Raw genomic sequence first — 22,275 nt, forward strand, 5'->3', positions numbered from 1 at the left:
GTTACTGATGCGTGCCCCGGGCGGGGCGGAGGAAACGCCCCGCCACGGGGGTTTGCGGCCCGCCCCGCGGTATCTGGCTTCAACAGGCCCTTCCGGACCTCACACGGCGTCCCTGCGCAGCCGGAACCAGTAGAAGCCGTGGCCCCCGAGGGTCAGCAGGTACGGCAGCTCGCCGATGGCCGGGAAGCGGACCCCGCCGAACAGCTCCACCGGGTGCCGCCCCTCGAAGGCGCTCAGATCCAGCTCCGTGGGCTGCGCGAAACGCGAGAAGTTGTTCACGCACAGCACCAGGTCGTCCTCGTACTCCCGCAGGAACGCCAGCACGGCCGGGTTCGTCGACGGCAGCTCGGTGTACGAGCCGAGGCCGAAGGCGGGATTCTGCTTGCGGATCTCGATCATGCGCCGCGTCCAGTGCAGCAGCGACGAGGGCGACGACATCGACGCCTCGACGTTGGTGACCTGGTAGCCGTAGACCGGGTCCATGATCGTGGGCAGGAACAGCCGCCCCGGATCGGACGAGGAGAACCCGGCGTTGCGGTCCGGCGTCCACTGCATCGGCGTGCGGACCGCGTCGCGGTCGCCGAGCCAGATGTTGTCGCCCATGCCGATCTCGTCGCCGTAGTACAGGATCGGTGAGCCCGGCAGGGCCAGCAACAGGGCCGTGAACAGCTCGATCTGGTTGCGGTCGTTGTCCAGCAGGGGTGCGAGGCGGCGCCGGATGCCGATGTTGGCGCGCATCCGTGGGTCCTTGGCGTACTCGGCCCACATGTAGTCGCGCTCTTCGTCGGTGACCATCTCGAGTGTGAGCTCGTCGTGGTTGCGCAGGAAGATGCCCCACTGGCAGCCCGAGGGGATGGCCGGCGTCTTGGCCAGGATCTCGGAGACGGGGTAGCGGGACTCGCGGCGCACGGCCATGAAGATGCGCGGCATGACCGGGAAGTGGAAGGCCATGTGGCACTCGTCGCCGCCGCTGGGGTAGTCGCCGAAGTAGTCGACGACGTCCTCGGGCCACTGGTTGGCCTCGGCCAGCAGCACGGTGTCCGGGTACTGCGCGTCGATCTCCTTGCGCACCCGCTTCAGGAAGTCGTGCGTCGCCTGGAGGTTCTCGCAGTTGGTGCCCTCCTCCTGGTACAGGTACGGCACCGCGTCCAGCCGGAAGCCGTCGATGCCCAGGTCCAGCCAGAACTTCAGCGCAGAGATCATCTCCTCCTGCACGGCCGGGTTCTCGTAGTTGAGGTCCGGCTGGTGGGAGAAGAAGCGATGCCAGTAGTACTGCTTGCGGACCGGGTCGAAGGTCCAGTTGGAGGCCTCGGTGTCGACGAAGATGATCCGCGCGTCCGGGTACTGCTTGTCGTCGTCGGCCCACACGTAGTAGTCGCCGTAGGGCCCGTCGGGGTCCTTCCTCGACTCCTGGAACCACGGGTGCTGGTCGCTGGTGTGGTTCATGACGAAGTCGATGATCACGCGCATGCCGCGCTGGTGGGCGGCGTCGACGAACTCCACGAAGTCGGCCAGGTCGCCGAACTCCGGCAGCACGGCCGTGTAGTCGGAGACGTCGTAGCCGCCGTCCCGCAGGGGGGACTTGAAGAACGGGGGCAGCCACAGGCAGTCGACGCCGAGCCACTGGAGGTAGTCGAGCTTTGCGGTCAGGCCCTTCAGGTCACCGACGCCGTCGCCGTTGCTGTCCTGGAAGGAGCGGACGAGCACCTCGTAGAAGACGGCGCGCTTGAACCAATCAGGGTCGCGGTCCCGTGCGGGAGTGTCCTCGAAGGTGTCCTGGACGGGTTCGTTGACGATCATGTTGTGGGTGACCCTCCGATCTGCGGGTTGGACGGTCGCAGAACCGAGAAGACATGCGCGGGCCGGTGGCCCGGTTCGAGGCGCACATAGTTGGCCCTGCCCCAGTGGTAGGTCTCGCCGGTGAGCTCGTCGCGCACCGGCACCGACTCGTGCCAGTCCAGGCCGAGTTGCGGCATGTCCAACGAGACCGTGGCCTCCTGGGTGTGGTGGGGATCGAGGTTGGCGACCACCAGAACCGTGTTCGAACCCTTCCGCTTCGAATAGACGATCACCGCTTCCTGGTCCGCCTCGTGGAAGTGGAGATCGCGCAGCTGCTGGAGGGCCGGATTCTCCCGCCGGATGGTGTTGAGCCTGGTCAGCAGCGGGGTCAGGGTGCGGCCCTCGCGTTCGGCGGTGACCCAGTCACGGTGCCTGAGCTGGTACTTCTCCGAGTCGAGGTACTCCTCGCTGCCCTCGCGCAGCGGGGTGTTCTCGCACAGCTCGTAGCCGGAGTAGATGCCCCAGGTGGGGGAGAGGGTCGCGGCGAGCACGGCCCGGACCTCGAAGGCGGGCCGGCCGCCGGTCTGGAGGTAGGCGTGCAGGATGTCGGGGGTGTTGGTGAAGAAGTTGGGCCGCATGTAGGAGGCGGCCTCGCCCGACAGTTCGGTGAGGTACTCGGTCAGTTCCTGCTTGGTGTTGCGCCAGGTGAAGTAGGTGTAGGACTGCTGGAAGCCGATCTGGGCCAGGGTGTGCATCATCGCCGGGCGGGTGAACGCCTCCGCCAGGAAGATCACGTCGGGGTCGGTGCGGTTGACCTCCGCGATCACCCGCTCCCAGAAGACGACCGGTTTGGTGTGCGGGTTGTCCACCCGGAAGATCCGCACCCCGTGGTCCATCCAGTGCCGCAGCACCCGCACGGTCTCGGCGATCAGGCCGTCCATGTCGGCGTCGAAGGCGATGGGGTAGATGTCCTGGTACTTCTTGGGCGGGTTCTCGGCGTAGGCGATGGTGCCGTCGGGGCGGTGGTGGAACCACTCGGGGTGTTTCTGCACCCAGGGGTGGTCCGGGGAGCACTGCAGGGCGAAGTCCAGCGCGACCTCCAGGCCCAGGTCCCGGGCCTGGTCCACGAACCAGGTGAAGTCCTCCAGGGTGCCCAGGGCGGGGTGGACGGCGTCGTGGCCGCCCTCGGGCGAGCCGATCGCCCAGGGCACGCCGACGTCGTCGGGGCCGGGGGAGAGGGAGTTGTTCTTGCCCTTGCGGAAGGTGGTGCCGATGGGGTGGATCGGGGGCAGGTAGACCACGTCGAAGCCCATCGCGGCGATCGCCGGCAGTCTGCGGGCGGCGGTGCGGAAGGTGCCGTGGGGCTGGGTGCGGGTGCCCTCGGAACGCGGGAAGAACTCGTACCAGGAGCCGTACAGGGCCCGCTCCCGCTCGACCAGCAGCGGCAGCGGCTCGGAGGTGGTGACCAGGTCCCGCAGCGGATGCCGGGCCAGCACCTCGTCCACCTCCGGCGTCAACGCCGCCGCCAACCGCGCCGACGCCGGGCGCTTCTCGTCCCGCAGGGCGTCCACGGCGGCCAGGATCACCTCCCGCGGGCCGTCCTCGGGCGCACCGGCGGCGGCGCGCTCGTACAGCCGCGCGCCCTCCTCCAGGACGACGTCCGTGTCCATGCCCGCGGGGATCTTGATCTCGGCGTGGTGGCGCCAGGTGCCGATCGGATCGCCCCAGGCCTCCACGGTGAACGTCCACAGGCCGGGTTCGCCGGCGGTGACCTCGGCGCCCCACCGGTCCGTGCCGGGGGCCAGTTCCCGCATCGGCGTCCACGGCCCGGGCCGGCCCTCGGGATCCCTCAGGACGACGTTGGCGGCGACCGCGTCGTGCCCCTCCCGGAACACGGTCGCCGAGATCTCGAAGCTCTCACCGGTCACGGCCTTGGCCGGCCGGCGCCCCCGCAGGACGACCGGGCGGACGTCGAGGACGGGTATGCGCCCGACGGCGGTCGCCGCATGCGCGGGGGGTGGTTGCGGTGCCGGTGGACCGGCGTCGGCCGGGCGCACGGGGTGTGCTTCGCCGCTGGGCGCGCGCGCCCCGGTGCGGCGGGTCGGGGGTGGTGACGAATGGTGCTTGGCGGGCATGACCGCTCCTGTCCGCGTCAACGTGGGTGGGCGGATGTCTATGGGGAGGTGGGTCCTGCGTGGTGCTCCTGAGAGGGGTACCCGGAGGAGCCTTCCCACCCTATTCGGGTGGGCAATCCGGCACTTTGTTAACTCCTCACGCGTATGTCGACACACAAGACCGGCCTCGTCCGTCACGGACGAGGCCGGCCCCCGCGCACGGCTGCGGCTTCGCCCTACCCGCCCGGCACCCGCAGCAGTTTGTCCGGCGAGCCGGGCCCCCCGCCGGAGATCTTCTTGGTCGCCGCCGATGTGGTCAGAGCCCTCCCGACCTGGGACGGAGTCGCCTTCGGATGATCAGCCAGATACAGCGCGGCCGCGCCCGCGGCGTGCGGGGACGCCATCGACGTGCCCGAGTACGTGGCCTGCGCGGTGTCGCTGGCGGCGGACGCGGAGGTGATGGCGACGCCCGGGGCGAACAGATCGAGCGCCGGGCCGTGGTTGGAGAAGGCCGGTTTTGTATCCCTCCGGTCGGTCGCGCCGACCGTGATCGCCTGCTCCACGCTCCCGGGCGAGTACAGACCGGCGGGCCGGCCGTCGTTGCCCGCGGCGACCGTGTACGTGACGCCGGAGGCGATGGAGGTGCGGACGGCGGCGTCCAGCTGTGCGTTGCGGAACCCGCCCAGGCTGAGGTTGGCGACCGCGGGCTTGCGCGCGTGCCGGGTCACCCAGTCGATCCCGGCGATCACCCGGGCTGTGGTGCCCCCGCCCGCGGCGTCGAGGACGCGCACGGAGACGATCCTGGCCTTCTTGGCGACGCCGTGGGACTTCCCCGCGACCGTGCCGGCGACATGTGTGCCGTGGCCGTTGGCGTCCGCCGCGACCCCGTCGTTCCCGACGAAGTCCCAGCCGTGGCTCGCCCGGCCGCCGAAATCCCGGTGGGTGGTCCGGACGCCGGTGTCGATGACGTACACCGTCACCCCGGCACCCGCCGACCCGGGTGAGGTGTATCCGCGGTCCAGCGGCAGGCCGGGCTGGTCGATCCGGTCCAGACCCCAGGACGGCGGGTTGCGCTGGGTGAGCCCGGTGCTCTCCAGGCGTACCCGGGTGTCCTGGACGACCGAGGCGACCCGGGGGTCGGCGGCGAGCCACCGGGCCCGTCTCGCGTCCGCCCTGACCGCGTAGCCGTTCAGGACCGCGCCGTAGGTGTGGCTGATGTCCACCCCGTACCGCTCGGCCAGGCTCTTTCCCGCCGCCGACGGCGCCGGGGTGTGCTTCCTCAGTGTCACCAGGTAACTGCCGTCCACGGCGCCGGGTTCTCCGGCGCCGAGTATCCGCCCCTCCGGTACGGCGTGCGCGGGCAGGGTGATGGCCGAAAACGCCGCGGCGCAGATCGCCGCGGCCAGGCCCCCCGTCCAGCGCAGACGCCGGGTGCGCGTCCGTGCCATGGTCCGAGTTCCCCTCCTCGACTCGGCGTACGGCTGCCGCGCGGTGCCGCGGACGGCGGGCGCGGGCCGGGTCGCCACGGGAAGCCTCTCGTGGCGGGTGAAGCACCACAAGGACGCCTATGGGGGCGGAATCGGCCATATCCGGGGATGGGCCGGTTCCGGCCGATCGGGGGTCCGGCGGCGGAGCTTCAGCGGCGGCGGCGCCGACGCCGGTACTGTCGTAGGAGACGTCGATGAAGCCCTGTGTCAAAGCCCTGCGTCAACCAGCGAACGCGCCGAGGTGGAACCCGTGAAGGCGATCCGTCGATTCACCGTCCGACCCGTTCTCCCCGAACCCCTCCGGCCGCTCAGCGACCTGGCCCGCAATCTGCGCTGGTCGTGGCACGCGGAGACCCGTGACCTGTTCCAGTCCGTCGACCCCGAGCGGTGGGCCACCTCCGGTGGCGACCCGGTCCGGCTGCTGGGCAGCGTGCCGCCCCAGCGCCTCGCCGAGCTGGCCGAGGACCGCCGGTTCCTGCGCCGCCTCGCCGCGGTCGAGGGCGATCTGCACGACTACATGACCGGCGACCGCTGGTACCAGGCCCAGCCCGACGAACTCCCCGCCGCCATCGCCTACTTCTCACCCGAGTTCGGCGTCACCGCCGCCCTGCCGCAGTACTCCGGTGGCCTCGGCATCCTGGCCGGCGACCACCTGAAGTCCGCCAGCGACCTCGGCGTGCCGCTGATCGGCGTCGGGCTGCTCTACCGGCACGGCTACTTCCGCCAGACCCTCTCCCGGGACGGCTGGCAGCAGGAGCACTACCCCGTCCTCGACCCCAACGAGCTGCCCCTGGTCCTCCTGGAGGAGCCCGACGGCACCCCCGCCCAGGTCGCCCTCGCCCTGCCCGGGGGCAAGCAGCTGCGCGCCCGGATCTGGCAGGCGCAGGTCGGCCGGGTCCCGCTGCTGATGCTGGACTCGGACGTCGAGGAGAACGACCTCGGCGAGCGCGGCGTGACCGACCGGCTCTACGGCGGCGGCAGCGAGCACCGGCTGCTCCAGGAGATGCTGCTCGGCATAGGAGGGGTACGGGCGGTGCGCGCGTACTGCCGGCTGACCGGGCACCCCGCGCCGGAGGTGTTCCACACCAACGAGGGGCACGCCGGGTTCCTCGGCCTGGAGCGGATCGCCGAACTCTGCGCCGAGGGCCTGGACTTCGACTCGGCACTGGAGGCGGTGCGCGCCGGGACCGTCTTCACCACCCACACCCCCGTCCCGGCCGGCATCGACCGCTTCGACCGTGAGCTGGTCGCCCGCCACTTCGGGCCCGACGCCGAGCTGCCGCGCATCGATGTCGAGCGCGTCCTGCGGCTCGGTATCGAGACCTACCCCGGCGGGGAGCCCAACCTGTTCAACATGGCCGTGATGGGCCTGCGCCTCGCCCAGCGCGCCAACGGTGTGTCGCTGCTGCACGGCAACGTCAGCCGCGAGATGTTCTCCGGGCTGTGGCCCGGCTTCGACGCCGACGAGGTGCCGATCACCTCCGTGACGAACGGTGTGCACGCGCCCACCTGGGTCGCGCCGGAGGTGTTCCGGCTCGGCGCCCGGCAGATCGGCGTGCAGCGCGCCGAGGACGCGCTGACCGTCGGCGGCTCGGACCGCTGGGACGCGGTGGCCGACATCCCCGACCAGGAGATCTGGGAACTGCGGCGGGGCCTGCGCGAGCAGCTCGTGACGGAGGTGCGGGAGCGGCTGCGGGCCTCCTGGCGGCAGCGCGGGGCGGCCACGGCCGAGCTGGGCTGGATCGACGGCGTGCTCGACCCGGACGTCCTCACCATCGGCTTCGCCCGGCGCGTCCCGTCGTACAAGCGCCTGACGCTGATGCTGCGCGACCGCGACCGGCTGATGGACCTGCTGCTGCACCCCGAGCGGCCGGTGCAGATCGTCGTGGCGGGCAAGGCGCACCCCGCGGACGACGGCGGGAAGCGGCTGGTGCAGGAGCTGGTGCGGTTCGCGGACGATCCGAGGGTGCGGCACCGGATCGTGTTCCTGCCGGACTACGGCATGGCGATGGCGCAGAAGCTGTACCCGGGCTGCGACATCTGGCTGAACAATCCGCTCAGGCCGCTGGAGGCGTGCGGCACGTCCGGGATGAAGGCCGCGCTCAACGGTTGTCTCAATCTGTCCGTCCTCGACGGGTGGTGGGACGAGTGGTTCCAGCCGGACTTCGGGTGGTCGATCCCGACGGCGGACGGGGTGGCGACCGATCCGGACCACCGCGACGACATAGAGGCCGCGGCGCTGTACGACCTGCTGGAGCAGCGGGTGACACCCCGCTTCTACGAGCGCGGCCGGAGCGGGCTGCCCGACCGCTGGCTCGAGATGGTCCGCCAGACCCTGAGCCTGCTCGGACCGAAGGTGCTGGCCGGGCGGATGGTGCGCGAGTACGTCGAGCGGCTCTACTCGCCGGCGGCGCTCGCCCACCGGTCGATGGATCCGGACACCGCCCGTGACCTCGCGGAGTGGAAGGGCCGGGTGCGGGCGGCGTGGCCGGGCGTCACGGTCGACCACGTGGAGACGTCGGCGTCCGAGGCGCTGGCCGAGCTCGGTACGACCCTGGGGTTGCGGGTGCGGGTCGGGCTCGGGGAGCTCGGGCCGGACGACGTGGATGTGCAGGTGGTGTCGGGGCGGGTGGACGAGGAGGACCGCATCGGGGACGCGACGATCGTTCCGTTGAAGCCGGTCGGGTCCCCCGAGCGGGACGGGCGGTGGGTCTATGAAGGGGCGTTGTCCCTGGATCGCACCGGGCCTTTTGGGTACACGGTGCGGATCCTTCCCGCGCATCGGCTGTTGGCTTCCAGCGCGGAGTTGGGGCTTGTGGCCGGGCCGTCCGAGGAGCTTGTGGAGGCTGCGGGGTTGTTGATGCGGTGAGTTCGCCGTCTGCGGGCCGCGTGGGGGCTGGTCGCGCCCACGCGGCGGAGCCGCCGATCGATACAGCCCCGCGCCCCTCAGGGCGATTCGCCACCCTGCGTCGCGATGTTCCGTAGGACGTTGCCGCACCTGCGGGCGTACGCGTGTTGCAAGCCCCTGGTCGCTACCCCGCCCGCCCGCGCGTACCACTTGGCCGGCCTGCTGAAGGCGTTCACCGTGAGCCAGACCGTGCCGTCGCCCGTGCGGTCGACCACGAAGGACTCCTCGCCGGTCTCCGGGTGGCCGGGCAGGGTGCCGTAGGCCCAGCCCGCCCGGCGGGGTTCCTCGACCGTCCAGACCACCCGGCAGGGGGCCTTGATCATGCCGGCCAGGGTGACGGTGACGTCGACACCGGGGGCGGCCCGGTCCGCGCTCGTGTCGACGCCGACGCCCATCGTCCGGTGCATCTCCCAGGTGAGCACCGCCTCCGAGGCCCGGCGGAAGACCTCCTCACCCTCGCCGAGACGGGTGCGCACATTCATGGGGTGGAAGCCCGGCGGGCAGAAGCCCTGCTCACGGGTGGCGCCGACGTCGGCGTAGGTGAAGTCCTGCGAATCCGGATGAGACACGGTCACCAAGAGTAGGGCGGTACCCGGACCTGTCGTGGATCCGGGTACCGCCCTCGGTCGAGCTTCGGTCAGCCGACGTTGACGGCCGACCAGGCGGCCGCGACCGCCTTGTACTCGGTGCTGCTCGCGCCGTACAGGGCCGAGGCCGCGTTCAGGGTCGCCGTGCGGGCCTGGGCGTACTTGGTCGTCGACGTCATGTACGTCGTCAGCGCCTTGTACCAGATCTGCAGCGCCTTGGTGCGGCCGATGCCGGTGACCGTGGAGCCGTTGGAGGTGGGCGAGTTGTAGGTCACGCCGTTGATGGTCTTCGAGCCGCTGCCCTCGGACAGCAGGTAGAAGAAGTGGTTGGCGGGGCCGGAGGAGTAGTGGACGTCCACGCTGCCGAGATTGGAGGACCAGGAGTCCTTGGACGCGCCGTCCTTGCTGGGCTTGTCCATGTAGCGCAGCGGGGAGCCGTCGCCGTTGATGTCGATCTCCTCGCCGATGAGGTAGTCACCGACGTCCGAGGAGTTGTTGGCGAAGAACTCCGCGCCCGCGCCGAAGATGTCGCTCGTGGCCTCGTTCAGACCACCGGACTCGCCGCTGTAGTTCAGGCCCGCCGTGACGGACGTCAGACCGTGGCTCATCTCGTGCGCGGCCACGTCGAGCGAGGTCAGCGGGTTGGTGTTGCCCGACCCGTCGCCGTAGGTCATGCAGAAGCAGCTGTCCGACCAGAAGGCGTTGACGTAGCTGTTGCCGTAGTGGACGCGCGAGTAGGCGCCCTTGCCGTCGCCCCGGATGCCGTTGCGGCCGAAGGCGCTCTTGTAGAAGTCCCAGGTGATCTGGGCGCCGTAGTGGGCGTCGGCGGCGGCGGTCTCGGCGTTGGAGGGGTTGCCGGTGCCCCAGACGTCGTCCGAGCCGGAGAAGAGCGTGCCGGTGCCGGAGGTGCCGCGGTTGAGGTTGTACGTCTTGTGGCCGCCGCGCGTGCCGTCCGTCAGGTTGTACGTCGACCCGGACTGGGTGGTGCTGAGGGTGACGGTGCCGCTGTAGGTGGTGTTGCCGGTGCCGGTCTCGATGGCCTGGTGCTCGTAGAGCTTCTTGCCGGTGGCGGCGTCGGTGATGACGTGCAGTTCGTTCGGGGTGCCGTCGTCCTGGAGGCCGCCGACGACCGTCTCGTAGGCCAGGGCCGGCTTGCCGTCGGCAGCCCAGATCACCTTGCGGGGCGCGGAGTTCGCCTCGGTCTTCTCCGAGCCGTCCGCCTTGGCCAGGGTCACGGCCTGCTTCTCCGCCTTGGCGGCGGTGACCGTGGGCTTGAGCGAGGCGACCTTGAGAGCGGCCTTCGTCGCTCTCGTGACGCCCTTGGTCTCACCGGACTTCGACTCGTGCACGACGAGGTCGCCGCCGAGGACCGGAAGGCCGGCGTAGGTCCGCTCGTAGCGGGTGTGGACGGTGCCGTCGGCGTCCTTCACGACGTCCTTGACGACCAGCTTCTCCTGGGCGCCGAGGCCTATCTCGTCGGCGGTCTTCGTGGCGTTTGCCTGCTGCTCCTTGATGAGCGTGGTGCGGGCGGGCGCGGAGAGCAGGACGGGTGCGGCGGCGAGGGCCGGCTTGCCGGAGGCGGAGTCGGCCGCGGCGCTGGTGCCGGAGGTCAGTCCGGTGGTGAGGAGCGCGCCGGCGGCGACGGCGGTGGCGATGGCCAGGGTGGTGCGCTTGTGACGCGCGTAGAGAGGGGAGGTCACACGAGCTCCTAAGTGTGGGGGAACTGCTGGGGTGCTGTGCGGCGGGTGGAGGAAGACTGGCACCCCGGACGCGTACATGTCAGGAGTGCGTGTGATGTTGGCCGGAAATCGACGGCGCGGTATGTGCGCCCGGGGAACGGCGCGGGCGCCGTCCTGGGGGAGTCGAACCCGCCGGGACGGCGCCCTGACATGGAGCCGCCGACCGTGCGCCGCGGCCTACGGGAAGGTCAGCTTCCAGCTGTTGATGTAGCCGGTGTCGACGGCAGCGTTGTCCTGGACCCGCAGCTGCCAGACACCGTTGGCGGCCTCGGAGGAGGCGTCCACCGTGTACGTGGTGTCGATGTTGTCCGCACTGCCGCCGGTGCCGTACCCCTTCAGCGTGTACGCCGTGCCGTCGGGCGCGACCAACTGCACCTGGAGGTCACCGATGTAGGTGTGGACGATGTTCACGGCCACCTGGAGGTTGGACGGCGCGTTGCCGGTCCGCCCGGAGACGGTGATCGGCGACGTGACCGCCGCGCCCCGGTCCGGGATCGCCACGTCGGCGGTGTTCTCGAAGGACGTTCCGCCGCCGCCTCCGCCGCCGGAGCGGGTGCCGACGTTGATGCCCGCCCACGCGTCCTGGACCGCCTTGTACTCGGCGCTGTCGGTCCCGTAGAGCTCACCGGTGGCCGCGAGGGTGCCGGTGCGGGCGGCCGCGTAGTTGGTGGTCGAGGTGAACTTGGTGGTCAGTGCGCGGAACCAGATCTTCTCCGCCTTGTCCCGGCCGATGCCGGTGACCGGAAGGCCGTCCGAGGTGGCCGAGTTGTACGTGACACCGTTGATGGTCTTGGTGCCGCTGCCCTCGCTGAGCAGGTAGAAGAAGTGGTTCGCGGGGCCCGACGAGTAGTGCACGTCGATCGAGCCGATGCCCGAGTACCAGCTGTCCTTGGACGCGCCGTCCTTGCTGGGCTTGTCCATGTAGCGCAGCGGCGTGCCGTCGCCGTTGATGTCGATCTCCTCGCCGATGAGGTAGTCACCGACGTCGCCCGAGTTGTTGGCGTAGAACTCGACGGTCGAGCCGAAGATGTCGGAGGTCGCCTCGTTCAGACCGCCGGACTCGCCGCTGTAGTTCAGGCCCGCCGTGTTGGAGGTGACGCCGTGCGTCATCTCGTGGCCGGCCACGTCGATGGCCGTGAGCGGGTGGGTGTTGCCCGAGCCGTCGCCGTAGGTCATGCAGAAGCAGCTGTCGGACCAGAAGGCGTTGACGTAGTTGTTGCCGTAGTGGACGCGGGAGTAGGCGCCGACGCCGTCACCCCGGATGCCTGAACGTCCGTGCACGTTCTTGTAGTAGTCCCACGTCAGCGCGGCACCGTAGTGCGCGTCCGCGCCGGCGGTCTCCGCGTTGGACGCGCTGCCGTTGCCCCACACGTCGTCGGGGCCGGAGAACAGCGTGCCCGTGCCGGAGGTGCCGCGGTTGAGGTTGTACGTCTTGTGGCCGCCGCGCGCGCCGTCGGTCAGGTTGTACGTCGACCCCGACTGCGTGGTGCCCAGCGTGACCGTGCCGCTGTACATCGTGTTGCCGGTGCCGGTCTCGATGCCCTGGTACTCGAAGAGCTTCTCGCCGGTGGCGGCGTCGGTGACGACGTGCAGTTCGTTCGGGGTGCCGTCCGCCTGGAGGCCGCCGACGACCGTCTCGTAGGCGAGAGTGGGCTTGCCGCTCGCGGCCCAGATCACCTTGCGGGGCGCCTTGTCGACGTCGGGGCTCTTGGCCTTGCCCGCCTTCGCCGCGGACAGCGCCTGCCGCTCCGCCTTGGCGGTGGACACGGCCGCGGTCGTCGTGGCCGGCTTGATGGCGGCGCGGGTGGCCTTCACGACGGAGGCGGTGGCGTCCGCCTTCGTGCTCTTCACGACCAGGTCGCCGCCGAGGACCGGCAGGCCGTCGTAGGTGCGCTCGTAGCGCGTGTGCACGGTGCCGTCGCTGTCCTTGAGGACGTCGCGGACGACCAGCTTCTCCTTGGCGCCGAGGCCGAGGTCCTTCGCGGTCTCGGCCTTGCCGGCGTCGGCTTCCCGGATCAGCTGGGCCCGCTGGGCGGGGGTGAGCCGGACCGACTCCGTGCCGGGCTTCGCCTTGCTCGCGGCCGCCGGCGCCGTCGCGGGGGCCGCGGTGGCGGTGCCGGTCTGCACGGCGGCGGCGATCAGCGCGGCGACGCCGGCGAGGGCCACGGCCGCGGTGCGGCGAGGGGTGTGGGGAGTGCGTCTGTGGGAGGTGCCTCTTCGCGAGGAACTGCTTCTCAACACTGACTCCTTCTGCTGGACCGGGGGTCGCCCGGCCTGGGGAGGTGGAGGTGTTGCCGTGGGGTTGCCGTGGAGCAGTCGTGGGAAGCGTGGCAGGGGAGTGCGCTTGCTGTCAGGAGCGCGTCAACACTATGGCCGGAAAAGGTTCGTTGACCGGAAGTTCATGTTCGCTATGCGAACGCTTCTCCTGTCCGCCGCCAGGCCGGACGACGACCTGGCGGCGCTCCGCGCTACGCCAGACTGTCCCGCCAGGCCCGGTGCAGATCCGCGAACCTGCCCGTGCCCGCGATGAGTTCGGCCGGTTCTCCGTCCTCCACGATCCGGCCGTGTTCCATCACCAGGACACGGTCCGCGATCTCGACGGTCGACAGCCGGTGCGCGATGACCACGGCGGTACGGCCCTTCAGTACCGTCGCCATCGCCCGCTGCACCGCCCGCTCGCCCGGGATGTCCAGCGAACTGGTCGCCTCGTCGAGGATCAGCACCGCCGGGTCGGCCAGCAACGCCCGTGCGAACGCCACCAGTTGCCGCTGGCCGGCCGAGATACGGCCGCCCCGCTTGCGTACGTCGGTGTCGTAGCCGTCGGGCAGGGCGCTGATGAAGTCGTGCGCGCCGATCTCCTTCGCCGCCCGCTCGATCTCCTCGCGGCGGGCGTCCGGACGGCCGATCGCGATGTTCTCGGCGACCGTGCCGGAGAACAGGAAGGCCTCCTGCGTCACCATGACCACCCCGCGCCGCAGTTCGGGCACGGCGAGGTCACGCAGGTCGACCCCGTCCAGCAGCACCCGGCCGCCGGAGGGGTCGTAGAACCTGGCCAGCAGCTTGGCCAGTGTCGACTTGCCGGCGCCGGTGGAACCGACGACCGCGACCGTCTGCCCGGCCGGGACCGTGAGGTCGAAGCGGGGCAGCACCTCGCCGCCGGTGCGGTAGCCGAAGCGGACCCCGTCGAAGACGACCTCGCGCCCCGGGTGTTCGCTCGCGAGCGGCGGGAGCTGCCGCGGAGTCTCCGGTGCGGGCACCGACGGGGCTTGCGCGAGCAGCCCGGCGATCTTCTCCAGCGAGGCGGCCGCCGACTGGTAGGAGTTGAGGAACATCCCCAGCCGGTCGATGGGGTCGTAGAGCCGCCGCAGGTACAGCACGGCCGCCGCCAGCACACCGAGGGCCAGCGTGCCGTCCGCGACCCGGTAGGCGCCCCACAGCACGATCGCCGCGACCGCGGTGTTGGCGACCAGCCGCGAGCCGGTGACGTACCGGGCCATCTCCAGCAGCGCGTCGCCGTTGGTCCGCTCGTGCCGGTGGTTGAGCGCGCCGAAGTCCGTGTCGTTGACGGCCTCGCGGCGGAAGGCGCGCACCGGCCGGATGCCGTTCATGGTCTCGACGAACTTGACGATGACGGCCGCGATGGCGGTGGACCGCGCCCGGTACACCCGCCCGGCCCGCCGCTGGTACAGCCGCACCAGGGCGTACAACGGCACGAAGGACGCCATCGCCACGCCGCCGAGGCCCAGATCCAGCCAGAGCAGCATCGCCGAGATGTAGACGAACGACAGGACGACCGTCACGAGCTCCTGGAGTCCCTCGTCCAGCAGCTCGCGCAGCGACTCCACGTCCGTCGTGGAGCGGGAGATGAGCCGGCCCGAGGTGTAGCGCTCGTGGAAGTCGACGCTCAGCGCCTGCGCGTGACGGAAGATCCGGCCGCGCAGGTCGAGCAGCACGTCCTGGCTCACCCGGGCCGCGGCGGCGACGAACGCGAACTGGAGACCACCGGCGGCCAGCGCGCACGCGAGGTAGCCGGCCCCGACCGCGATCAGCGGCCCGTGGTCCTGCGCCCGGAACGCCGGTACGGCACGGTCGATGGCGTACGCCACGAGCAGCGGACCCGCCTGTACGACCGCCTGCTGGAGCAGCAGCAGGAGCGTCGTGACCGTGACCCGGGCCTTCCTGGGCGCGAGCAGGGAACGGAGGAGGGCGGCGGTGGCGCCCGGAGGTGTCGGCAGGACGTCCTGGTCGAACGGGTCGCCGGTGGCGGGGGTCCGGGCGCCGGGCCGGTCGTCGTCGGGTTTCTCGTCGGCCGGTGTGGTGGTGGCCGCCGTCATCGTGCACCCTCCTCTTGGCCTGACTGTTCGCCTGACTGTTCGCCTGACTGTTCGCCGGACATCAAGTGCGCGTACTCGGCGTTCGAACGCAGCAGTTCCTGGTGGGTGCCGACCGCGGTGATCCGGCCGCCGGACAGCAGGGCGACCCGGTCGGCGAGCAGCACGGTGGACGGGCGGTGCGCCACGATCAGGGCCGTCGTGTCCGCGAGGACCTGGCGCAGGGCGGCCTCCACGGCGGCCTCCGTGTGCACGTCCAGGGCCGACAGGGGGTCGTCCAGGACGAGGAACTCCGGCTGCCCCACGACGGCTCTGGCGAGCGCGAGCCGCTGCCGCTGCCCGCCGGAGAGGCTGAGGCCCTGCTCGCCGACCCGGGTCTGCGTCCCCTGCGGCAGCGCGTGCACGAAGTCGGCCTGTGCGACGGACAGGGCGCGCTCCAGCTCCCTCTCGCCGGCCGTGCCGTCCGTCCCCATGAGAACGTTGTCGCCGACTCCGGCCGAGAAGAGCGTGGGCTCCTCGAAGGCGACGGCGACCTTGGTGCGCAGCGCCTCCCTGGACAGGGCGGCGATGTCGACGCCGTCCAGGGTGATGCGGCCCGAGGTCAGTTCGTAGAGGCGGGGGATGAGCGCGGTGAGCGTGGTCTTGCCGCTGCCCGTCGCCCCGACCAGGGCCATGGACTCGCCGGGCCGGATGTGGAGCGTGACGCCGTCGAGGACGGGCGCGGAGCCGGGCGGGGCGTCGGGGTAGCGGAACCGGACGTTGTCGAAGCGCAGGCCTTCGTCCTCGGCGTTCGGTGCGGCAGCGGCCGCCCCCGGGTCCTCGACGCCCTCGTCCATCACCTCGAAGTACCGCTCCGTCGCCGTCGCCGCCTCCTGGCTCATCGCCAGCAGGAAGCCGATCGACTCCACCGGCCACCGCAACGCCAGGGCCGTCGACAGGAACGCCACCAGCGTGCCCGCCGACAACGCCCCGTCGGCCACCTGGGCGACCCCCACCACCAGCGCAGCCCCGATCGCCACCTCCGGCAGCGTCACGATGACGCCCCAGATCGTCGCCAGCAGCCGCGCCTTGCGCAGTTCCGTGCCGCGCAGTGTCCCCGACAGCTCCCGGAACGCCCGCGCCTGGCTGCGATGGCGGCCGAAGCCCTTGATGACGCGGATGCCGAGCACGCTCTCCTCGACGACCGTGGTGAGGTCGCCGACCTGGTCCTGGGCGAGCCGGGCCACCTTGGCGTACCGCTTCTCGAAGATCACGCAGGTCACCATGAGGGGCACCGCGGGCCCGAGGACGACCAGACCGAGGGTCCAGTCCTGGAGCAGCATGATGACCACGCCGACGAGGATCGTCACCCCGTTGACCAGCAGGAACGTCAGCGGGAAGGCGAGGAACTGACGCAGCAGCATCAGGTCCGTCGTCCCCCGGGACAGCAACTGCCCGGACGCCCACCGGTCGTGGAACGCCACCGGCAGCCGCTGGAGGTGCCGGTACAGAGCCGCCCGCATCGACGCCTCGACGTGGGACAGCGGCCGCGCCACGAGCCACCGCCGCAGGCCGAACAGCAGCGCCTCCGTGAAGCCGAGGAGCAGGAGGAACAGCGCCCCGAGCCACACCCCGCCCGGGTCGTGGTCCGCGACCGGTCCGTCCACCAGCCACTTCAGCACGAGCGGGATCACCAGACCCACGCACGAGGCGAGTATCGCCACGAACGCGGCGCTGAACAGCCGCGCCCGCACGGGCCGCACGTACGGCCACAGACGCAGCAGCGTACGCACGGCGGAACGGTCCTGGGCGGGTGCGGGTGTAGTGGCCATCGGCAGCGAGCCTACGGACCGCCACTGACACTGCCCACCGAGTTTCTGGCGACTCCGACTCGTCCTGTGGCCCTACGACCTGGGGGTACCTCCCGACCGCGCGACGGCCTACCGGTGGGCTCCTCGGCTAGTCCGGGTACGGCAGCAGACCGGAGGCGATCTTCTCCCAGGAGGACCTGAGCTCCGCCAGCAGCTCCGGCCGGTCCGGGGCGAGATCGGCCTGCTCCCGCTGGTCCTCGGCCAGGTTGTACAGGTGGTCGGTTCCCTTGGCGTCCCGGTAGTACTTCCAGTCGCCGCGCCGCAGCGCCCGGTTGCCCCGCACCCGCCAGAACAGGTCCCGCTCGGGCGGTTCCTCGCCCCGCAGCAGGTACCCGGCGAGGCTCGTGCCGTCCAGTGGGTACGCCGGGTCGTGCCGGGCGCCGGCCAGCTCCAGCAGGGTCGCGGTCCAGTCGGGGGAGAAGTGGGGCTCGTGACTGACCTGGCGGCCGTCGATCCGGTCGGGCCAGCGCAGGATCGCCGGCACCCGGATGCCGCCCTCCTGGAGGGAGAACTTCCCGCCGCTGAGCGGCCACAGGTACGACCAGCGCTCGCCGCCGTTGTCGCTGGCGAACAGCACCACGGTGTCGTCCTCCTGCCCGGAGCGGCGCAGCGCGGCGAGCACCTCGCCGACGGCCGCGTCCAGGCTCTCCACCATCTGCGTGTACTTGGCGACCGAGCCGCCGTCGTAGTGGTTCAGGGCCTTGCTGACCTCGGCCTGGCTCTTCGCCGCCCTGATCTTCGCCGCGATCCCGGCGGCGGTCTCCTCGTCGCCCTCGGCGAGCCAGGGCCAGTGCGGGGTGGTGAAGTTGAGGTTGAGCAGCCAGGGCCGGTCGTGGTCCCGGCGCACGTACTCCACCGCCCGTTCGGTGAGGACGGTCGTGTAGTACCTCAGGTCCTGGTACTCGGCGTCGCCCTCGTAGAGGTCGTACGCGCCGAGCTGGCCGAGCTTGGAGTAGTACTCCAGCACGCCCCCGAAGTTCCCGAAGAACTCGTCCCAGCCCGACTTGGTCGGACTGAAGTCGGGCAGCCAGCCGCAGTGCCACTTGCCGATGAGCGCGGTGTCGTAGCCCGCCTTCTTCAGCAGGGAGGCGAGGGTGGGGTGGTTCGGGTCCAGGCCTTGCGACTTGTCGGCTATCGGCTCGGCGAGGCCGCCCTTCGTACGGCCCGGATAGCGGCCGGTGTAGAGGCTGAACCGGGTCGGCGAGCAGGTCGAGGAGCCGGAGTAGGCGTCCGTGAAGCGCACGCCCTGGCGGGCCAGCCGGTCCAGGTTCGGCGTCCTGATGTGCGGGGCGCCGTACGAGGACAGGTCGGCCCAGCCGAGGTCGTCACCCAGGATGACGAGGAAGTTGGGGCGCCGGCCGGATCCGGCACCGGGACGGGCCGTGAAGGGACGCTCGACGGGGGTGGCACCGGCGGCATCGGTGGCACCGGCGGCACCGGCCGTACCGGCGACGGCGCCCACGGCACCGCTTCCGACGAGAGCCCCTAGGGCACGACGGGATATTTCGGGCATGCGGAGGTCCTGGGATTCAGAGAGGGGGAGGGGGAGGGGCCGCGGCTCGGTACGGACGTTGCCAGCGGTGCGACGGCGGGGTCAAGAAGATCCCCGGCGAGTTCACGCACCCGCAACGGGCGGCGACAAGGCCCGCCGGACGGGCCGCGACATCGCCCGCCGGCGAAACGATGCTTCAGCCGGCCACGCGCAGCAGCAGCACCGCCCGGGCCGGCACCGTGATCTCCGTCCCCGCCGGGTGCACCACGCCCGGCGCTTCCCCCTGCTCCTCCAGACTCGTGTCCACGACCACCTCGTACCGCTCCGCCCACGGCGGCCCCGGCAGCGCGAAGCTCACCGGCGTCTCACCCGCGTGCAGGACGGCCAGGAAGCTGTCGTCGAGGATCTGCCGCCCCCGCTCGTCCCGGCCCGGGATGTCCCGTCCGGACAGGTACATGGCCAGCGAGGCGGCCGGCGCGTACCAGTCCTGCTCCGTCATCTCGGTGCCCCGGGAGGTGAACCAGGCCAGGTCGCGCAGCCCGTCCGCGGTCTGCGCCCGGCCCGAGAAGAAGGCCCGGCGCCTGAGCACCGGGTGCCGGTGACGGAGCTTGATCAGCCGGGAGGTCAGCTCGAACAGCGCCCTCCAGCCGGGGTCCTCCAGCAGGCTCCAGTCCACCCAGCCGATCTCGTTGTCCTGGCAGTAGGCGTTGTTGTTCCCGCGCTGGGTGCGGCCCAGTTCGTCGCCCGCGACCAGCATGGGCACGCCCGTGGACAGCAGCAGGGTGGTGAGCAGGTTCCTGAGCTGCCGCCGCCTGAGCGCCCGTACGCCCTCGTCGTCCGTCTCGCCCTCGGCACCGCAGTTCCAGGCCCGGTTGTCGTCCGAGCCGTCCCGGTTGCCCTCGCCGTTGGCCTCGTTGTGCTTGCGCTCGTAGGTCACCAGGTCGCGCAGGGTGAAACCGTCGTGCGCGGTGACGAAGTTGACCGACGCGTACGGCCTGCGCCCGCCCCAGGCGTACAGGTCGCTGGAGCCCGACAGGCGGTAGCCCATCTCCCGAACATCGGGCAGGGCGTGCCGCCAGAAGTCCCGGACGGCGCCCCGGTACCGGTCGTTCCACTCCGTCCACAGGGGCGGGAACGCCCCCACCTGGTATCCGCCCGACCCCACGTCCCACGGCTCGGCGATCAGCTTCACCCGGCGCAGCACCGGGTCCTGGGCGATGACCGCCAGGAACGGGGAGAGCATGTCGACGTCGTGCATGGAACGGGCCAGCGCCGCCGCCAGGTCGAAACGGAAGCCGTCCACGCCCATCTCGGTCACCCAGTACCGCAGGGAGTCGGTGATCAGCCGCAGGACGTGCGGCTGGACCACGTGCAGGGTGTTGCCGCAGCCGGTGTAGTCGGCGTAGCGGCGCGGGTCGTCCTGGAGGCGGTAGTAGCCGCGGTTGTCGATGCCCTTCAAGGAGAGCGTCGGGCCGAGTTCGCCCGCCTCCGCCGTGTGGTTGTAGACCACGTCGAGGATGACCTCGATTCCGGCCGCGTGCAGGGCGCGCACCATGCGCTTGAACTCGCCGACCTGCTGACCGGTCGTCCCGGAGGCCGCGTAGCCGGAGTGCGGGGCGAAGTAGCCGACGGAGTTGTAGCCCCAGTAGTTCCGCAGGCCTCTGCGCAGCAGGTGGTCCTCGTGGGCGAACTGGTGCACCGGCAGCAGCTCCACCGCCGTCACCCCCAGCCTGACCAGGTGCTCGATCGCGGCCGGGTGCGCGAGACCGGCGTAGGTGCCGCGCAGTTCCTCGGGGATCTCCGGGTGCAGCCGGGTGAAGCCCTTGACGTGCAGCTCGTAGATCACGGAGTCGGCCCACGGCGTCTTCGGGCGGCGGTCGTCGGCCCAGTCGTCGTCATCGTGGACGACGACGCCTTTGGGGACGTACGGCGCCGAGTCCCGCTCGTCGCGCACGGTGTCGGCGACGTGCTGCTGCGGCCAGTCGCGGACGTGCCCGTACACCTCGGGAGGCAGCGAGAAGTCCCCGTCCACCGCGCGCGCGTAGGGGTCGAGGAGCAGTTTCGCCGGGTTCCAGCGGGAGCCCGTCCAGGGGTCCCACCGGCCGTGCACCCGGTAGCCGTAGCGCCGGCCGGGCAGCACGCCCGGCACGAAACCGTGCCAGATCTCGTGGGTCAGCTCGCCGAGCCGGACCCGCGACTCCTTGCCCGCCTCGTCGAAGAGGCACAGCTCCACGCCCTCGGCCCCGCCCGCCCACAGGGCGAAGTTGGTCCCCGCCACCCCGTCCGGACCGACCCGGAACCGGGCGCCCAGCGGCGTCGGCGCGCCCGGCCAGGCAGGCACCGTGGGCGGCGGCGCGGCGGTCCGCCGTACGCCGTTCGCGGCGGCCTGGCGCCCGTTCCCGGCGGCCCGACGAGCGGCCACCGCCTCCTGCTCGGCTGCGCTGGACACCTGTCAGCCTCCCGCGGCTCGTGGGACGACGGGGGACAGAGAGGTGCGGCCCCGTGCGCGGCCCGGGTCGCGGCTCCCCTGCGCGTCGTCCTCCCCACTGTTCTGCCCAGAGCATGGGTCGCACTCACGTTTCCCCGGGGGCGGGCATGGTCGTTTCCCGGGGACGCGGCCGGTCGTTGGGCACCTCGTGAGGCACGTACAAGGGCGCGCGCGGCGCGCGAGGGCCGCGCTGGCCGCCGTAGTGACATGGGCAGGGCTGATGGCCGGGGCCACGGGCTGTACCTCGGACGACATGGGCGGGATCGCCGGCGCCTTCGGCGCGCCCCCGGCGCCCGAGGACGTCATCCGGGTCTCGCCCGACGACGGCAGCAGGGGTGTGCGCCCCGGCAGGAAGCTGCGGGTGCGCGTGCCCGGCGGACGCCTGGAGTCGGTGAAGGTCGTCAGGTCGCAGGACGCGCAGGAGACCCCGGTGCGCGGGCGCCTGTCCGCCGACCGGCTCACCTGGGAGCCCGAGGAGAAGCGGCTGGCGCTGGCGGCGAAGTACACCGTCGACGTGGTGGCCGTGGGCGGCGACGGACGCCGCTCGGCCCGGCACACCACCTTCACGACGTACGTCCCCGAGGAACGCTTCATCGGCTACGTCACCCCGGAGAACCGCGCCACGGTCGGCACCGGAATGATCGTCTCACTGGAGTTCAACCGGGCGATCGCCCACCGCGCCGCCGTGGAACGCGCGGTGCGGGTCACCGCCAGTCCCGCCGTCGAGATCCGCCCGCACTGGTTCGGCAGGACCCGCCTGGACTTCCGTCCCGAGGAGTACTGGAAACCCGGCACCCAGGTCACCGTCGCCCTGCGCCTGCGGGACGTCGAGGGGGCCCGCGGGGTCTACGGCCTGCAGCACAAGACGTTCTCCTTCACCGTCGGCCGCAGCCAGGTCTCCGTGGTCGACGCCGCCCGCCACACCATGGAGGTCCGCCGCGACGGCGAAACGCTCGCCACCGTGCCGGTCACGGCCGGCGCCCCCAAGACCACCACGTACAACGGCAAGATGGTGGTGACCGAGATGCTCGAGGTCACCCGGATGAACGGCGCCACGGTCGGCTTCAAGAAGCGCGACGGCAAGGGCGAGTACGACATCCCGGACGTCCCGCACGCCATGCGCCTGACCGACTCCGGCACCTTCCTGCACGGCAACTACTGGGCCCACCACTCCGTCTTCGGGCACAGCAACGTCAGTCACGGCTGCGTCGGACTGCGCGACGTGAAGGGCGGCGGTGCCGCCACCCCGGCCGGCTGGTTCTTCGACCGCAGCCTCGTCGGGGACGTCGTCGAGGTCGTCAACAGCAATGACAAAGAGGTCGATCCCGACAACGGGCTCGGAGGCTGGAATATGGGCTGGAACGCATGGAAGGCGGGCAGTGCGGTGAAGTAGTCCGACACGGGGGTGGGTTGACGCAGCGTTCCGTTGGGACCGAACGGTGACATTCGCGGGCCGCCGGTGCCGTTCACCCTGTGGTTACTATTCGCCGGTGCGCGGGG

Annotated in this window: 12 protein-coding genes; 2 read left to right on the forward strand and 10 right to left on the reverse strand. The window is 71.2% G+C overall.

Annotated elements, in window-relative coordinates:
* Positions 1-99: 99 nt before the first annotated feature.
* The 3 genes from treS to SSQG_RS27140 all read right to left on the reverse strand — a co-directional run bounded on the left by treS (position 100) and on the right by SSQG_RS27140 (position 5,341).
* Entirely contained in the window at positions 100-1,800 is a 1,701-nt protein-coding gene (treS, locus tag SSQG_RS27130; RefSeq protein WP_003993075.1) for a maltose alpha-D-glucosyltransferase, read from the reverse strand.
* Entirely contained in the window at positions 1,797-3,914 is a 2,118-nt protein-coding gene (locus tag SSQG_RS27135; RefSeq protein ID WP_003993076.1) for an alpha-1,4-glucan--maltose-1-phosphate maltosyltransferase, read from the reverse strand. Before SSQG_RS27135 ends, treS begins: the two co-directional genes overlap by 4 nt.
* Before the next feature lie 215 nt (positions 3,915-4,129).
* Positions 4,130-5,341 carry a S8 family peptidase gene (locus SSQG_RS27140; protein ID WP_003993077.1) on the reverse strand — a complete coding sequence of 404 codons (1,212 nt, stop codon included), beginning with the start codon at positions 5,339-5,341 and terminating at the stop codon, positions 4,130-4,132.
* A gap of 289 nt (positions 5,342-5,630) precedes the next feature.
* Between SSQG_RS27140 and SSQG_RS27145 the strand changes: the two genes are divergently transcribed.
* Entirely contained in the window at positions 5,631-8,249 is a 2,619-nt protein-coding gene (locus tag SSQG_RS27145; protein ID WP_039935460.1) for a glycosyltransferase family 1 protein, read from the forward strand.
* Between the two features lie 77 nt (positions 8,250-8,326).
* Here the strand turns inward: SSQG_RS27145 and SSQG_RS27150 are convergent, their stop codons facing one another.
* The 7 genes from SSQG_RS27150 to glgX form a co-directional block, all read right to left on the reverse strand.
* A complete protein-coding gene (locus tag SSQG_RS27150) occupies positions 8,327-8,866 on the reverse strand; it encodes a DUF1990 domain-containing protein (protein ID WP_003993079.1) in 540 nt (179 codons plus the stop codon).
* Between the two features lie 59 nt (positions 8,867-8,925).
* Positions 8,926-10,575 carry a M4 family metallopeptidase gene (locus SSQG_RS27155; RefSeq protein WP_003993080.1) on the reverse strand — a complete coding sequence of 550 codons (1,650 nt, stop codon included), beginning with the start codon at positions 10,573-10,575 and terminating at the stop codon, positions 8,926-8,928.
* 216 nt (positions 10,576-10,791) lie between these two features.
* Positions 10,792-12,852: a M4 family metallopeptidase gene (locus SSQG_RS27160; protein WP_003993081.1), complete on the reverse strand. Its 2,061-nt coding sequence runs from the start codon at positions 12,850-12,852 to the stop codon at positions 10,792-10,794.
* Positions 12,853-13,082: 230 nt separating this feature from the next.
* The gene (locus SSQG_RS27165) at positions 13,083-14,948 is read right to left on the reverse strand and encodes an ABC transporter ATP-binding protein (RefSeq protein WP_003993082.1); all 1,866 of its coding nucleotides are present in this window, start codon (positions 14,946-14,948) and stop codon (positions 13,083-13,085) included.
* Positions 14,945-16,756 (reverse strand): ABC transporter ATP-binding protein, encoded by a 1,812-nt coding sequence (locus SSQG_RS27170; RefSeq protein WP_003993083.1) that lies wholly within the window; start codon positions 16,754-16,756, stop codon positions 14,945-14,947. Before SSQG_RS27170 ends, SSQG_RS27165 begins: the two co-directional genes overlap by 4 nt.
* Before the next feature lie 127 nt (positions 16,757-16,883).
* On the reverse strand, positions 16,884-18,308 hold the full coding sequence (locus SSQG_RS27175; protein WP_003993084.1) for a sulfatase family protein: 1,425 nt from the start codon (positions 18,306-18,308) through the stop codon (positions 16,884-16,886).
* A 175-nt stretch (positions 18,309-18,483) separates the two neighbouring features.
* The gene (glgX, locus tag SSQG_RS27180; RefSeq protein ID WP_003993085.1) at positions 18,484-20,736 is read right to left on the reverse strand and encodes a glycogen debranching protein GlgX; all 2,253 of its coding nucleotides are present in this window, start codon (positions 20,734-20,736) and stop codon (positions 18,484-18,486) included.
* A gap of 187 nt (positions 20,737-20,923) precedes the next feature.
* Between glgX and SSQG_RS27185 the strand changes: the two genes are divergently transcribed.
* On the forward strand, positions 20,924-22,168 hold the full coding sequence (locus SSQG_RS27185) for a L,D-transpeptidase (RefSeq protein WP_003993086.1): 1,245 nt from the start codon (positions 20,924-20,926) through the stop codon (positions 22,166-22,168).
* Positions 22,169-22,275: the final 107 nt, after the last annotated feature.

Origin of the sequence: Streptomyces viridochromogenes DSM 40736, from assembly GCF_000158955.1 — a bacterium.
Lineage (GTDB): Bacteria > Actinomycetota > Actinomycetes > Streptomycetales > Streptomycetaceae > Streptomyces > Streptomyces venetus.

Coding starts and splice junctions, on each gene's coding strand:
- SSQG_RS27135 (WP_003993076.1), bottom strand. CDS start 3,914: ATGCCCGCCAAGCACCATTCGTCACCACCCCCGACCCGCCGCACCGGG.
- SSQG_RS27165 (WP_003993082.1), bottom strand. CDS start 14,948: ATGACGGCGGCCACCACCACACCGGCCGACGAGAAACCCGACGACGAC.
- SSQG_RS27175 (WP_003993084.1), bottom strand. CDS start 18,308: ATGCCCGAAATATCCCGTCGTGCCCTAGGGGCTCTCGTCGGAAGCGGT.
- SSQG_RS27170 (WP_003993083.1), bottom strand. CDS start 16,756: ATGGCCACTACACCCGCACCCGCCCAGGACCGTTCCGCCGTGCGTACG.
- treS (WP_003993075.1), bottom strand. CDS start 1,800: ATGATCGTCAACGAACCCGTCCAGGACACCTTCGAGGACACTCCCGCA.
- SSQG_RS27140 (WP_003993077.1), bottom strand. CDS start 5,341: ATGGCACGGACGCGCACCCGGCGTCTGCGCTGGACGGGGGGCCTGGCC.